Raw genomic sequence first — 14095 nt, forward strand, 5'->3', positions numbered from 1 at the left:
ACGGTCCGTGTGACAACGACTGCGGCACGGACCGCGGCCACCGCTGATATCACTCGCGGCCGGTCAGTCCTCGGGTCCGAAGACGCGCCGGCGTACTGCCAGCAACTGTAACTCCGGACGTGCCGCGACATGCCGCTCGCATCGATCGAGCACAGCCGTCAGATGGTCCATTCCGGCCGATACCATCGCCACCCCGAGCAGGGTCCGGCGGTATCGGTCGTGTTCTCCCGCCTCGGCGGTGCTCACCCCGAAGCGCTGGAGTTCGGCCAGAATCGGCCGGATCACCGAACGCTTCTCCTTCAACGAGTGCACATCACCCAGCAGGATGTCGAATTCGAGTGCACCCAGGTACACGCGACCTCCCGGTTGTAGCGACAAGTCGGCCCCGGCGATCCCCACCGGGTGGGTATCGCCGATGACGGCCTATATCGATGGCCGGGCCGGACGGTCGATCCGCCCGGCCCTTCCACGTCAGTCGCGCGGCTTCTCGCGCAACTCGTAGGCCTCGATGATGTCGCCTTCCTTGATATCGGAGTAGGTCAGTGTCATACCGCATTCGAAGCCCTCGCGGACCTCGGGGGCATCGTCCTTCTCCCGACGCAGCGAGCTGATCGTCGTGGATTCGGCGATCACCACGTTATCGCGGAGCAGACGGGCCTTGGCATTGCGTTTGACGCTGCCCGAGGTGACCATGCAACCGGCGATGAGACCGATCTTCGAGGAGCGGAAGATGGCGCGGATCTCGGCCCGGCCCAGTTCCACCTCTTCGTAGATGGGCTTGAGCATGCCCTTGAGCGCGCTCTCGATCTCGTCGATGGCCTGGTAGATCACCGAGTAGTACCGGATGTCCACGCCTTCGCGGTTGGCGAGTTCGGTCGCCTTGCCCTCGGCCCGGACATTGAACCCGATGATGATCGCGTTCGACGCCGATGCCAGGTTGACGTTGGTCTCGGTGACACCACCGACACCGCGGTCGATGACCCGCAGCCGGACCTCGTCGTCGATCTGGATTCCGAGCAGGGCCTCTTCGAGGGCCTCGACGGTACCGGAGTTGTCACCCTTGAGGATGAGGTTCAACTCGCTGGTTTCCTTCAGCGCGGCATCCAGGTCTTCCAGGCTGATCCGCTTGCGGCTGCGCGCGGCCAGGGCATTGCGCTTCCGGGCGTTGCGCCGGTCGGCGATCTGGCGGGCGATCCGGTCCTCGTCGACGACGAGCAGGTTGTCGCCGGCGCCGGGTACCGAGGTGAAACCGATGACCTGCACCGGACGCGACGGCAGGGCCGCCTCGACATCCACGCCGTGCTCGTCCACCATCCGGCGGACACGACCGTAGGCGTCGCCCGCCACGATCGAATCGCCGACCCGCAGCGTGCCGCGCTGGATGAGCACCGTGGCGACCGGGCCGCGACCGCGGTCCAGATGCGCTTCGATGGCCACACCCTGTGCATCCTGCTCCGGATTGGCCCGCAGATCGAGGGCGGCGTCCGCGGTGAGCAGCACGGCCTCCAGCAGGGCTTCGATATTGGTGCCCTGTTTGGCGGAGATGTCGACGAACATGGTGTCGCCACCGTATTCCTCGGCCACCAGGTTGTATTCGGTCAGCTGCTGCCGGATCTTCTCCGGGTTCGCGCCTTCCTTGTCGATCTTGTTCACCGCCACGACGATCGGCACCTCGGCCGCCTGCGCGTGGTTGATGGCCTCCACCGTCTGCGGCATCACACCGTCGTCGGCGGCGACCACCAGGATCGCGATATCGGTGGCCTTCGCACCACGGGCACGCATGGCGGTGAACGCCTCGTGACCCGGGGTGTCGATGAAGGTGATGAGGCGTTCGTCGTCACCGAGGTGGGTCGGCACCTGGTAGGCACCGATGTGCTGGGTGATACCGCCGGCCTCGCCCTCCCGGACGTTGGCCTTACGGATGGTGTCCAGCAGTCGGGTTTTACCGTGGTCGACGTGACCCATGACGGTCACCACCGGCGGACGCTGCTCGAGCTCGTCCTCGCCGCCCTCGTCCTCGCCGTAGGTCAGATCGAACGATTCCAGCAGCTCGCGGTCCTCGTCCTCGGGGCTGACCACGTGCACGACGTAGTTCATCTCGCCGCCGAGCAGCTCGAGGGTCTCGTCGTTCACCGACTGGGTAGCGGTGACCATTTCGCCCAGGTTGAACAGGGCCTGCACCAAGGCTGCCGGGTTCGCGTCGATCTTCTCCGCGAAATCGGACAGGGACGCGCCGCGGGCGAGGCGGATGACCTCGCCGTTGCCACGGGGCAACCGCACGCCACCGACCGACGGGGCCTGCATCGAATCGTATTCCTGGCGCTTCTGCCGCTTCGACTTGCGACCGCGCCGGGGCGCGCCACCGGGACGACCGAACGCACCGGCCGCACCACCACGACCACCGGGACCACCCGGACGGCCGCCGCCGCCACCGGGACGGCCGCGGAAACCGCCGCCACCGGCGGGAGCGCCGGTACCGGCGGGGGCGCCGCCGCCACCGCGGTAACCGCCGCCGCCACCACCGGGACGGCCACCGCCGCCACCGGGGCCGCCACCCGGGCGTCCGGGACGACCACCGGCAGCGGGACCCGGACGGGCCGAACGCTGCGGCATCGCACCGGGAGTCGGGCGCGGCGGCATGGAGTTGGGGCTGGGACGCGGACCACCGGGGCGGGGACCGCCCTGCGCAGCCGCCGGACGCGGGCCACCGGGGCCGGGACGCGGGGCGTTCTGGCCGGGACGGGGACCGCCCTGCGGGCGCGGACCACCCTGCGCCGGACCCGGCCGCGGGCCGCCCTGGCCCGGAGCCGGGCGCGGGCCCGGCTGCGGACGCGGAGCCGGACGCTCACGCTCGGGAGCCGACGAGAACGGGTTGTTACCGACGCGCGGGGTCTTGGGGCCGGGTTTGGGCCCCGGCCGGGCCGGGCTCTGGCCGGGGGCGGCCGGACGCGGCTGACCTGGACGCGGCGCGTCGGCGGCCGGGCGCTGACCGGGGGCGGCGGGCCGGGCCGCGGGGGCCTGGGCCTGCGGCTGGACCGGTTCCCGAGCCGGAGCGGCCGGGCCCGGTTTCACCGCCGGACCGGGGCGCGGGCCCGCGGGTTTCGCGGCGTTACCGGCGACCGGAGCCGCAGCGGACTCGGCGGTCGGCGCGGTATCGGCCGGGCTCGGGGCCGCGGGGGTCCGTGGACCGGGCCGGGGGCCGGGCGCCGCGGGCTTCGCCGAGGTCGCCGGACCCGGACGCGCGGAGGTCTTGGATCCGTTGGATCCGGATTTCGCCGGCGCTGATTTCGCGGCGAACGATTCACGGAGCCGACGCGCGACGGGTGCTTCCACCGTCGACGAAGCCGACTTCACGAACTCGCCCTGCTCCTTGAGCTTCGCGAGTAGTTCCTTGCTCGTGACACCGAGTTCTTTGGCCAACTCGTGCACGCGGGCCTTGCCTGCCACTGCTCTCCTCACTGAGAGGTCGAGCAGTGCCTCCCGCCTGCTGGCGGGGACCCGCACGACCTCGGGTTAACTCCGATGGACGTTCATCGTTGGGACTTCACGGTGTGCTCATGAGTGCTCGTGCCTGTTCTCGAGGTGGTGCTCAACGGCTGAGATATCCAGATGTCCGGACACTCGTAGTGCTCTGCCGATCGCTCGGCGCCGTACCGCTGTGCTCAGACAAGCCGAAAGGGGGTGCAGCCACGCACCCCGTCCGGAAAGTCTGCGCCGTGGATCGGGGACGATCGTGACAACATCCGTACCGTCGCCGGTCGAACGCCCACACGCCACGATCCGCAGCAGTTCGGGGGCCGGTTCGCGTTTTCGGCAACCGACACACGTTCGCACGGGAGCCGCCGGGCGCCGTAGCGCCGCCGACTCGTCATCACGTTCGTGGGCGGTAACCGAAGACTCGGACCGAACCTCGTACCACTCTACCGCTGACCGATCGATGCCTTCCAACCCCGCCCCCGATGACGTCGCGCAGGGCGAGTCGGTACGGCGTGTTCGCTGGTCGTGCGAGGGCGAGCGCCCGGGCATCGATTCGGGTTCGGGCGTCACCGGCGATGCGCCTCCGTCCGCACCGTTCCCCCCGCGTCAGGGGCCGCGTCGCTGCGGATATCGATACGCCAGCCGGTCAGCCGGGCCGCGAGACGGGCGTTCTGCCCCTCTTTACCGATGGCCAGCGAGAGCTGGAAATCCGGGACGACGACCCGGGCGGCCCGGGCATCCGGGTCCACAACTGTGACGGAAACCACTTTCGACGGTGAGAGTGCGTTGCCTACGAAAGTCGCCGGATCGTCGGCGTAATCGATGATGTCGATCTTCTCGCCGGCCAGCTCGCTCATCACATTGCGCACCCGCTGCCCCATCGGGCCGATACAGGCGCCCTTGGCGTTCACGCCGGAGACAGTGGAGCGGACCGCGATCTTGGAGCGGTGCCCCGCCTCCCGGGCGACCGCCACGATCTCCACCGATCCGTCCGCGATCTCCGGTACCTCCAGCGCGAACAGGCGCCGGACCAGATTGGGGTGCGTCCGGGAGAGCGTGATCTGCGGACCACGAGGCCCACGCGATACCCCCACGACGTAACACTTGATCCGATCGCCGTGCTCGTAGCTCTCCCCGGGCACCTGCTCGGCCGACGGGATCAGACCCTCGGCGCCGTGCAGTTCGCTGCCGATCCGCACCACCACGGTGCCCCGCGCATTGGCACGCGCGTCGCGCTGCACCACACCGCCGACGATATCGCCCTCGTGGGTCGAGAACTCGCCGAAGGATTTCTCGTTCTCGGCGTCGCGCAGACGCTGCAGTACGACCTGCCGCGCGGTCGTCGCGGCGATCCGGCCGAATCCCTCGGGGGTGTCGTCCCATTCGGAGATCACATTGCCGTCGGCGTCGAGCTCGGTGGCCAGCACCCGCACGACGCCGGTGCGCTGATTGATCTCGACGCGGGCGTTGGCCTGATGACCCTCGGTGTGCTTGTAGGCGGTGAGCAGAGCGGACTCGATCGCGGAGATCACGGTCTCGATCGAGATCCCCTTATCCGCGACGATCGCGCGCAGGGCTTCGATTTCGATGTTCATTCCATGGTCCCTTCGGTCGAATCGGACGCGGCGATAGCAGTTCCGGTGAGCTCCGCGGCGTCCGCTCCCGCGGGTGGGCGTCCGGCGGCAACACCGCCGGCGAGTTCGAGTTCACGCGCGTTCGGCGGGGAGAACTCCACCTCCACCACAGCGCGGTCGATATCGTCCAGGCCGACGCTCACCAGGCGCGGTCCGGGTCTACCGCTCAACACCAGCGCGATCCGGTCGTCGTCCAGAGCACCGATCCGCGCGGTGAATCGTGGCGGCAGCGCGGGCTCGGGTGGCGCGACCCCCGGTTTCAAGGCGATCTCGACCTTGCGGCCGCGGGCCCGGCGCCAGTGCCGGGGGGCGGTGAGCGGACGGTCGATACCGGGGGTGGTGACTTCGAGCAGATAGCGAGCGACCTCGAATTCGTCGTCCGCTTCGTCCAGACAAGCCGACACCTGCGCGCTCAGCTCGGCGATCGTGTCCAGGTCGGCGCTGCGGTCACTGTCCACCACGACCCGCACCCGGGTCTGCCCCGCCGCGGTCGAAACCTCGACACCCTCGAGATCGAATCCTCGACCGGCGACGAGTCCGGCGACGAGCCGGCTCACCCTCTCCTCGGTCGGCATGGGCATATGGGCAGCTCCTGGTTCAGTTGTCACGCGGACGGAATATTCTGTGCCGGTGACCTAGCGTAACGCGCCCCGAGAAGGTAAAGGACCAGCGGTCGGCGGTAAGTCCGCCCGACGGTGCCCGTACCGAGTTGCGGGCACCGGTCTGGCACGATGGTCCGGTGACCGAGCGCGTTACCGACCGGCCCGCGGCCGGGTGTCCCCGCGGCCCCTCCTCCGACCGGTACGGCGGCTCCCGCCGGGTGAATCGCCGTACAGCGCTACGGGTCGCGGGCGGCGGCACGGTCGGATTGTTCGCCGCCGGAGCAGTCGCCGGGTGCGCGGAGGACCCGATCACCGAACCGGATGTCCTGGTCGCCCAGGAATTCTCGGCCCGCACCGACGCCGCCGCGGCCACCGCCGCCATCGCGCTCGACCCACAGCGCACCGACGCACTGAGCACGGTCGCCGCCGAACGCACCGCGCACGCGCAGGCCCTGCGCACCGAGATCGATCGCGCGATCGGCGTCTACGGCGACGGTTCGACCCCCGCCGTCCGGACCCCGGCGCCCAGTACGACGCCGGGCCCCGGCACACCGCCCGATATCGCGACCCTGCGCGATCAGCTGCTCGCCTCGCAACGGGCCGCGACCGAGCTGGCCGTCACTCAGTCCGGCTACCGGGCCGGGCTGCTCGCCTCGATCAGCGCCTCCTGCGCGGTTCAGGTGGGGGTGCTGCTGGTATGAGCGGTGCCGAACAGCAGGCGCTGCGCGATGCGCTCGACGCCGAATACGCGGCGGTATACGCCTACGGCCTGATCGCGGCCCATACCAGCCCGGAACAGCGGCGCACGGTCAACGAGCACACGGCCGGGCACCGCGCCCGCCGCGATGCCACCGCCGATCTGCTCACCGCCGGCGGCGGCGACGCGCCACCGGCGGACCCCGCCTACACCGTCCCGGTCGAAGTGACCGATCCCGCGTCGGCAGCGCAGCTGGCCGTCCTGGTGGAGACCGATACCGCGGTCGCCTGGCGTGCGGTGGTGGAGCGCGCGACGACCGCGAACACCCGCCGCACCGCAGTGGAGGCGCTGACCGAATCCGCCGGGCGGCGGGCGGTCTGGCAGGCGGCCACCGGTATCGCGCCGGCGACCGTGGCATTCCCCGGCCGGCCCTGATCCGGCGCCGGAGTCACGGCGCCCATTCGGTGCGATTGGTGGAGTTCTGGCGGTCGGGCCGGGGCCGGGGGAATACGGTCTCCTCGTTGTTCCCGCGACGTGACCAGGGCACGCTCCCCCGCGGTGGTCGTTCCTGCGGAGTCAGCGAGCTCAGTCCGCCCCCCGGCATACCCGGCATGTAGGGCATCGACGAGCCGCCGCCAGAATTCCACGGCGTCGATCCACCTGGATGGCCGCTGGCCTGTTCCGCGCCGGTGCTCATCGTCCACGGGGTGTGCCCGGCCTGCGCGGCGACCGGGTCCGCCGGTGACGGCGTATCCGTGGCGGGGGCAGGCGCCGCCGGCTGCTGCTGCGCGGGCTCCGGTGGCGCCGCTGCCCCGGGCGGTATCGGCGCGGGCGGGGTGTCCGGGACCGGGTGAGCCTCGGCATCCGGGGCGGGGTGAGCCTCCGGGGCGGGGTGAGCCTCCGGGGCGGGGTGAGCCTCCGGGGCGGGGTGAGCCTCCGGGGCGGGGTGAGCCTCGGCTGCCGCGTGCGGCACCGCGGCAGCCGGATCGGGATCCGGCCGGTCCGGCTGCGGATCGGATGCGCCCGCGGGCGGATCCGGAGTCCCGCCGGAATCCCGGGGCGACGGCGACGGCGGCCGATCATCGGAGCCGCGGTGATCATCGGGCGTACCGGTCCCGGCCGCACGATCCGCCGGGACGTGGTGCTCGGGCTGTCCGGGAGGCGCCGGGTCGGTGCTGTCGGCAGGTTCGACATGCCGTGCGCCCGCGGCGTCGGCCCGCGCCAGCGTGGCGATCGTCTGCGCGCCGCCGGCCGCGTCGCGAACGCTGCGCCGCACCGCTTCACCCGCCACACCACCGACCGCCCCCAGTCTGGTGGTGAGCTCCCCGGTGACGGAGTCCACGGATGCGCCCTCGGTCATCATCACCGCCTCGCTTCACACTCGGCCACGGCCGTCACGACCCGGCAGTCGGACTGTGCACGAAACCTGCCGCCGGCGGCGCCGGGCGAACCCGGCCCCGCGCAGGTGCGCCAGGGCACTGTGCGGCACTTGACACGTAACCACCGTTACAGTTGTTCGATACCACCGGGAGTGGGAAGTCTCGCTCGGGGAAGGGAACTCGGCGCAACACCGCAGCCCGGACCCTACGGATACGACGCGACCCCGACCGGGCCCGTGGCCAGGCACACCGCCGATTCCGGCGTCCGGTTCCGGACGATCAGGGCCGATCCGCTACCGGTGACCCGCACGAAAACCGTATTCAGACCGGGCCGTACCGGTACTTCCGCCCGGCTGCCGCGTTCCAGCCCCACCGTGAGCGTCGCGTCCCGGTCGGCGAAATAGTTGAGCTGGGCCGTCCATTCGTGCGCGATCATGGGCCCGTCGAGAGGAACGCGGACCGAGCTGTCCCCGCCGATCCGATACCCGCAGCCGGGTTCGGGCCCCGGCAGTATTCCGCGGTTCCACCAGACCCGGGCATCGACGAACTGCCCGGAGTCGGTGATCATGCGCAGATGATCGGTGGCCGCGGCGAAGGCGCCGGGCGGAGCGATCGAGGACAGCACCCGGCCCGCCTCGTTCTCCGGGTAGGCCGTCGGATTCAGCACGTTCCACGGCACCTCCTGCGCGAGCAGCGGCGACCCGTCCCAGTGCTCGAATTCCGATTGCACAGTGGTCACATAGTCTTTCGTCGGCCCCTCGGACCAGCTGCGGGAAAAGGTCCAGGTCGACCAGAGGCTGCTCAGCACGAACACCGCGACCGCCAGGACCGCCGGCACAGGTCCGCGCAGGCGGGGTCGGCGGTCACCGGCTGCCGCGCGCTCGGCGGCGGCCGTCCGTGGACGCGCGAAGGCCCGCAGGATCAGCGCACCGGCGGCGGTGAGGACCACGGCGGTATCGGCCAGGTAGCGCAGCGACATCATGAGTTCGTCGACGGTGTTCGGGCCGGCCCGCATCAGCACGACAGGGATCTGCACGGCCGGTACGTACACCACCGCCGCGACCCAGACCGGCCACACCACCCGCCGGGCCCGGATCGTCAACAGGACCCCGGCGGCCAGCAGCAGCCACGCCACCCACACCGCCCAGTCCGGCGCGACCGCCCACGGCGCGGAGGGCACCCAGCGTTCCCAGCCCCAGGGTCCGCCCAGCAGCGCGGTCACCAGACCGGCCCAGGCAGCGCGCGGCAGCATATGGGCCAGATCGCCCGAACCGCCCGAACCGCTCGATATCCCGGCCGCCGCCAGATAGAACACCGCCCACAGCACGAGTACCGCCGCGGCCCCGGCCCAGAGACCCGCGCCGCGTCGCAGCACCGCCCGGAGGCCGGGGCGCCGGCCGTCTACGTAGCGCCGCAACAGGACCACGGCCAGTGCCACGAACGGAACGATCACCGCCTTCTCGAAGAACAGCAGTCCCACGGCTGTCACCACCACGCCGGAGATCGCGTACCGGCGGCGCGCGGTGCGGTCCAGCAGTACCGCGTCGGCCGCCACCCAGGCGAGCGCGAACTGCAGTGGCAGGGCGTTGAGTGCGGCCGACCACCACGCGAAAGCGGGGAGCGTCAGCGGACAGAACAGGTAGAACGCCAGCGGGACCAGCAGCGCCCGGCGCCGGCCCAGCAGCACCAGCAGCATGCGCAGGACAGCCAGCGAGGCCGCCAGCTGGCCGGCGAGCAGAACAAACGCGGCCGCTCCCCAGTCGAGCGGTGCCACTGCCGTGGTCAGCCAGGAGACCGCGAAGGCCAACGGCATGAAATGCCCGTCGTGATCGTGCAGCAGGAGATCGCCGGACAGCAGCGGCAGGGTCCCGGCCCGGCCGGCCAGGATCAGATCATCCCAGTAGAAGTAGCCGTTCGCGGTCACCAGGGCGCGGATGCCGAGTTGGAGCGCGATGAGCGCGGCCGCCGCCCACAGCACCGCACTTCCCGGGGGACGTAGCCGGCTCCACAGCGCGGCGCCGGCTCGTGCGGACGGAGGGACCCGGTTCGGGATAGAGGTTCGCTCCGGTGTGACAGCCGGAGCGGTTCCCATATCGCCCCACCCTACAAGCGACCCGGCCGGAGTACCGGTGGATCGGTACTCCGGCCGGGTCGCCGCGGGGCCCGAGCGGGCCGGTTCGCTATTTGTCGGCGTCGCCGCCCGGCTCGGTGTCCACGCCGAGGTCGTATTCGCTCAGGTCCACGGCATCGGTGCGTTCGTCCCCGATATCCAGCAGTTGCGCGACGGCGTCGGAATCGCCGTGCGCGGCCCGTTCGCGCAGTTCGGTCAGGTTCGGCTCCCGCGGACCGGACCGTTCGGGCTCATACATACAAGCGCACCTTCCCTGGGGGTTCGGCGCCGAGCCAACGGCTCGTACGCTCCGGCATCCGAGCTTAGGTGCGTTGCCGGATCGCCGCCGAATCCGTCGGCCGGATTCCACTGGTCAGGCGGGAGCCGCCAGCCCGGGGCCGGTGTACAACGGCAGGTCACCGGTGGTTCGGATGCCCGGTTCGGCGGCCACGACGGCAGGTATGGCGTTGACCACCCGGCCGACACCGGCCAGGATCGCGGCGTAGTTGTGGTCACCGTGACGACTGGAGGGGCAGATGTCCACCGCATACGAGGGTTCCCCGGTGATCTCCACCCGGTAGGACCCGCCGGGTTGTGCGGGTCGCGCCCAGTCGGGACGCAGATCGTCGCGCAGCCGGGTGATGTGTTCGACCACGATCGCCGGGCGCCCGTCCACATGGCCGGTGATCTCGAACCGCAGTGCCGCCTGGGTGCCCTTCGCGACCTCACCCACCGCGACCTCGAAGCTCTCGGGTGCGGGCTCACGTTCGTAGGTCTCGGTGATCTCGTCGACACGCACACCCAGTCCGGCGGCCAGGGCCCGTATCCCCGCACCCCAGGCGATACCCAGCACCCCTGGTTGCAGCAGCATGGGGGTCTGATCGAGCGGGGTCCCGAATCCCATCACGTCGAACATGACGGTCGATCCGTCGTAGGTCGCGTAGTCCGCCAGTTCCAGACAGCGCACCTGTTCGATCTGCCGGCAGGTGGAGGCCAGTGCGAACGGGATCAGATCGTTGACGAAACCGGGGTCCACCCCGTTGACGAACAGACTCGACTTCCCGGCCGCGGCCGCCGCTTCCACCTCGGCGAAGACCTTCGGCGGCAGTGTCCCCCACGGATACATCAGCAGGCCCGGCGCGGTACCGACCACATTCACCCCGGCGGCGAGGAATCGCCGCACATCGGCCATCGCCTCGACCAGCCGGGTATCCCCCATCGCGCAGTACACGGCGCAGTCGGGCCGCGTGGCCAGCAGCTCGTCCAGGTCGCCGACCGCTCTGATCCCGGTGTCGATGCCCAGCCCGGCCAGTTCGCCCGCATCGACCCCGATCTTGTCCGGGCTGGATACCCATACACCGACGAGTTCGAAGCGATCGTCGGTGATGAGCTGCGTCAGGGCGATCCGGCCGGCATTGCCGGTGCCGACGAGGACGACGCGTTGGGCCATTGATTCTCCTAGCTACAGGGGATCGCGGCGGCGAAAATATTGCTCCACCGCCACCTTCCAGCTCTGGGCACGGTTCCGGACCAGTGTCTAGAACGTGTTCCAGTTTCATGGTAGCGTCACCGCCATGGGACGTGTAGACGGCAAAGTTGCCCTGATCAGTGGGGGCGCGCGGGGGATGGGCGCCGCCCACGCGAAACTGCTCGTGGCCGAGGGCGCGCAGGTTGTCATCGGCGATGTTCTGCACGACGAGGGCAAGGCTCTGGCCGACGAGATCGGCACCGCCGCGCGCTACGTGCCGCTGGACGTCACCGAACCCGAACACTGGGATACCGCCGTCGCCACTGCCGTCACCGAGTTCGGCAAGCTGGACGTGCTGGTGAACAATGCCGGAATCGTCAACGGCGCCCCGCTGCAGAAGCTCTCCCTGGAGAAGTTCCGCGCGGTCCTCGACGTGAACCTCGTCGGCACTTTTCTGGGCATGCGCGCCGCCGTCGAACCCATGATCGCCGCGGGCGGCGGCTCGATCATCAATGTCTCGTCCGTCGAAGGCCTGCGCGGCGCCCCGTTCGCGCACGGTTACGTGGCATCCAAATGGGGCGTCCGGGGCCTGGCCAAATCCGCGGCATTGGAATTGGCCCCGCACGGTATCCGGGTGAACTCTGTACACCCGGGCCTCATTCGCACCCCGATGACCGAGGGGATCCCCGACGATCTGGTGACCATCCCCCTCGGCCGGCCGGCCGAATCCGCGGAGGTCGCCACCTTCATCCTCTTCCTGGCCAGCGACGAATCCTCCTACGCCACCGGTAGCGAGTTCGTGGTGGACGGCGGCCTGGTCACCGGGGTCCCGCACAAATAGCACCGCGGCACATTCGGGGATGCGCACTGCCCCTCGGCATCCGGGTTCTTCCATCCCGGATAACCGAGGGGCAATGCGCATCCGCTCGACGTTCCCCGACTGAATTCTCGTGACGTTTTCGTCGGCGGCGACAGAACCGAGACCGGGCACCGGGAAACACCACCCAGGGCGCTGCGATCCGTCGGGGATGCCGGCGAATTCCGCATTTCGCGAGATTCAGGGCCCGAAAGCGGCCAGGAAGGTCGAGACCGCCGCGGCGGTCACCGCGTCGAGTTCGGATTCGGGCGGCGAGTCGACGCCGAATTGATAGCGGGCTCGGAGCGGGCCCGTGAGCAGGGCCGCCCATTGCGCGGCGGCCAGATCCGGGTCGTCGATCCGCAGCGCACCGGACAACGCGAGGCGGGCGAGGCGATCGGCGAGGGCCCGACCGGCCCGGGCGGCCACCTCGTCGACGATTTCGATCAGGTCGGGGAACTGCCCGGCCTCGGCGCAGACGAGCCGGCGCAGCGCCCGCGATTCCGGCGAGCAGTAGCACCGGACGAGATCCCCGCCCACGGCCCGCAGCGTCGTCGCGAGATCCTCGGTCGGCCGGGCCAATTCCTCGATCACCGCGAGATTTGCCGCCGAGGCGGTCTCCGACAGTGCCCGCACCGCCGCGCGGAACACCTGTTCCTTGTCACCGAAATGGCTGTACACGGTGGCTTTGGCCACCCCCGCTTCGGCCGCGATCTGGTCCATCCGGGCCTGCGTATAGCCGGTCAGAGTGAAAACCGCGAAGGCGGCGGCGAGGATCGCCTGCTGCTTGTCGATACGGCCACGGGGGCGGGCGGAGGTTCGGGCCGTGGTCACCTGCTCATCCTAGACCCAGCGGGTGAGATATCCGGACTCACCGATTTCGAAACTTCCAGCTCGAGCTAGACTCATCAGTCTAAAAATAAAGTCCGGATAGTCTGCATCGAACACCTGGATCGGAGTACTCATGAAAACCGTGGTGATCACGGGCGGCACCGACGGCATCGGCAGAGCCCTGGCGCTGACCCACCTCGAGCGCGGCGACCGGGTCGTGGCACTCGGCCGGAACGCCGGCAAAGCCGCCGACCTCACCCACGCGGCAACCCGGCTCGGCGCGGCCGATCGCCTCGAATTCCTCCGCGCCGATCTGAGCCTGGTCGCCGAGAATCATCGAGTGATCCACCGGCTGACCACCGCTCACCCGGTCGTGGACACCCTGATCCTCGGAGCGCGTTACTACCGGTCGACACGGGCGGTGACCGCAGAGGGGTTCGAGGCCTCGTTCGCGCTCTTCTATCTGAGTCGCTATCTACTGACTCACGGCTTGGCCGGACAACTGGGCCGGGCCACCACACCTGTCGTCCTGGACCTGTCCGGCCCCGGCGGCGATCTCACCCGAATCGACTGGGACGACCTGCAGTCCGAACGCTCCTACCATCCCGACGCGGTCATGCACCAGTGCGGCAAACTCAGCGATCTGCTCGCGGTCGCGTTCACCCGAGCCCACTCGGACAGCCGCATTCGCTATCTGCTGCTACACCCCGGACTGACCGCTACCGGATTCACCGGCTCGTATTCCACGACGGACGCGGCGATCGTCGCGGATATGCGGCGCCGCGGACAGCCCGTCGCGGCCGCCGTCGCCCGGATCATGCGATATCTCGACCCCCCTCCCGAAGTGCCACTTTCGGCATACATGCAGGACACTCCGGTCCGGATCGAAGGAGCCCCGTTCGATCCCGGCGCGGCCGAGCGACTCGCCGCGTATACGCGGAACCCACTAGAGAGTGTCCTCAAAGCCAGATGAGCAGGGTGGCCAGGTCGAGCATCCCGCGGTAGGACGTGGCGGTCTTGTCGTAACGGGTGGCGATCGCT

The 14095-nt window shown here is 69.9% G+C and carries 14 protein-coding genes; 4 read left to right on the forward strand and 10 right to left on the reverse strand.

Going from position 1 to position 14095, the window contains the following annotated elements:
* Window positions 1-63: 63 nt before the first annotated feature.
* The 5 genes from ACWCPQ_RS24200 to rimP all read right to left on the reverse strand — a co-directional run bounded on the left by ACWCPQ_RS24200 (window position 64) and on the right by rimP (window position 5692).
* Window positions 64-354, reverse strand: a complete 291-nt coding sequence (locus ACWCPQ_RS24200; protein WP_030521718.1) for a DUF503 domain-containing protein — start codon at window positions 352-354, stop codon at window positions 64-66.
* Window positions 355-471: 117 nt separating this feature from the next.
* Window positions 472-3447, reverse strand: coding sequence for a translation initiation factor IF-2 (infB, locus tag ACWCPQ_RS24205; protein ID WP_449902627.1), 2976 nt, complete (start codon window positions 3445-3447; stop codon window positions 472-474).
* 108 nt (window positions 3448-3555) lie between these two features.
* Complete coding sequence (locus ACWCPQ_RS24210; RefSeq protein ID WP_449902670.1) at window positions 3556-4026, reverse strand: YlxR family protein; 471 nt, start codon at window positions 4024-4026, stop codon at window positions 3556-3558.
* A gap of 17 nt (window positions 4027-4043) precedes the next feature.
* Window positions 4044-5072: a transcription termination factor NusA gene (nusA, locus tag ACWCPQ_RS24215; protein WP_449902629.1), complete on the reverse strand. Its 1029-nt coding sequence runs from the start codon at window positions 5070-5072 to the stop codon at window positions 4044-4046.
* A complete protein-coding gene (gene rimP, locus ACWCPQ_RS24220; RefSeq protein ID WP_449902631.1) occupies window positions 5069-5692 on the reverse strand; it encodes a ribosome maturation factor RimP in 624 nt (207 codons plus the stop codon). The genes nusA and rimP overlap by 4 nt, the downstream gene beginning before the upstream one ends.
* 158 nt (window positions 5693-5850) lie before the next feature.
* Between rimP and ACWCPQ_RS24225 the strand changes: the two genes are divergently transcribed.
* Both ACWCPQ_RS24225 and ACWCPQ_RS24230 read left to right on the forward strand, forming a co-directional pair.
* The gene (locus tag ACWCPQ_RS24225) at window positions 5851-6414 is read left to right on the forward strand and encodes a hypothetical protein (protein WP_449902634.1); all 564 of its coding nucleotides are present in this window, start codon (window positions 5851-5853) and stop codon (window positions 6412-6414) included.
* Window positions 6411-6845, forward strand: coding sequence for a ferritin-like domain-containing protein (locus ACWCPQ_RS24230; protein ID WP_449902636.1), 435 nt, complete (start codon window positions 6411-6413; stop codon window positions 6843-6845). The genes ACWCPQ_RS24225 and ACWCPQ_RS24230 overlap by 4 nt, the downstream gene beginning before the upstream one ends.
* A gap of 13 nt (window positions 6846-6858) precedes the next feature.
* Here the strand turns inward: ACWCPQ_RS24230 and ACWCPQ_RS24235 are convergent, their stop codons facing one another.
* The 4 genes from ACWCPQ_RS24235 to ACWCPQ_RS24250 form a co-directional block, all read right to left on the reverse strand.
* Window positions 6859-7770, reverse strand: coding sequence for a hypothetical protein (locus ACWCPQ_RS24235; protein ID WP_449902638.1), 912 nt, complete (start codon window positions 7768-7770; stop codon window positions 6859-6861).
* 224 nt (window positions 7771-7994) lie between these two features.
* Complete coding sequence (locus ACWCPQ_RS24240; protein WP_449902640.1) at window positions 7995-9767, reverse strand: hypothetical protein; 1773 nt, start codon at window positions 9765-9767, stop codon at window positions 7995-7997.
* A gap of 202 nt (window positions 9768-9969) precedes the next feature.
* Window positions 9970-10158 (reverse strand): hypothetical protein, encoded by a 189-nt coding sequence (locus ACWCPQ_RS24245; protein WP_449902641.1) that lies wholly within the window; start codon window positions 10156-10158, stop codon window positions 9970-9972.
* 114 nt (window positions 10159-10272) lie between these two features.
* Complete coding sequence (locus ACWCPQ_RS24250; RefSeq protein WP_449902643.1) at window positions 10273-11349, reverse strand: NAD(P)H-dependent amine dehydrogenase family protein; 1077 nt, start codon at window positions 11347-11349, stop codon at window positions 10273-10275.
* Window positions 11350-11473: 124 nt separating this feature from the next.
* On the opposite strand from ACWCPQ_RS24250, the gene ACWCPQ_RS24255 reads away from it, so the two are divergent.
* Window positions 11474-12208 carry a glucose 1-dehydrogenase gene (locus tag ACWCPQ_RS24255; RefSeq protein WP_449902644.1) on the forward strand — a complete coding sequence of 245 codons (735 nt, stop codon included), beginning with the start codon at window positions 11474-11476 and terminating at the stop codon, window positions 12206-12208.
* A gap of 216 nt (window positions 12209-12424) precedes the next feature.
* On the opposite strand, the gene ACWCPQ_RS24260 is transcribed toward ACWCPQ_RS24255, so the two are convergent.
* On the reverse strand, window positions 12425-13057 hold the full coding sequence (locus ACWCPQ_RS24260; protein ID WP_449902646.1) for a TetR/AcrR family transcriptional regulator: 633 nt from the start codon (window positions 13055-13057) through the stop codon (window positions 12425-12427).
* Between the two features lie 130 nt (window positions 13058-13187).
* On the opposite strand from ACWCPQ_RS24260, the gene ACWCPQ_RS24265 reads away from it, so the two are divergent.
* The gene (locus ACWCPQ_RS24265; protein ID WP_449902648.1) at window positions 13188-14027 is read left to right on the forward strand and encodes an SDR family NAD(P)-dependent oxidoreductase; all 840 of its coding nucleotides are present in this window, start codon (window positions 13188-13190) and stop codon (window positions 14025-14027) included.
* Window positions 14028-14095: the final 68 nt, after the last annotated feature.

The sequence above is a fragment of the Nocardia sp. NPDC001965 genome (assembly GCF_053594175.1).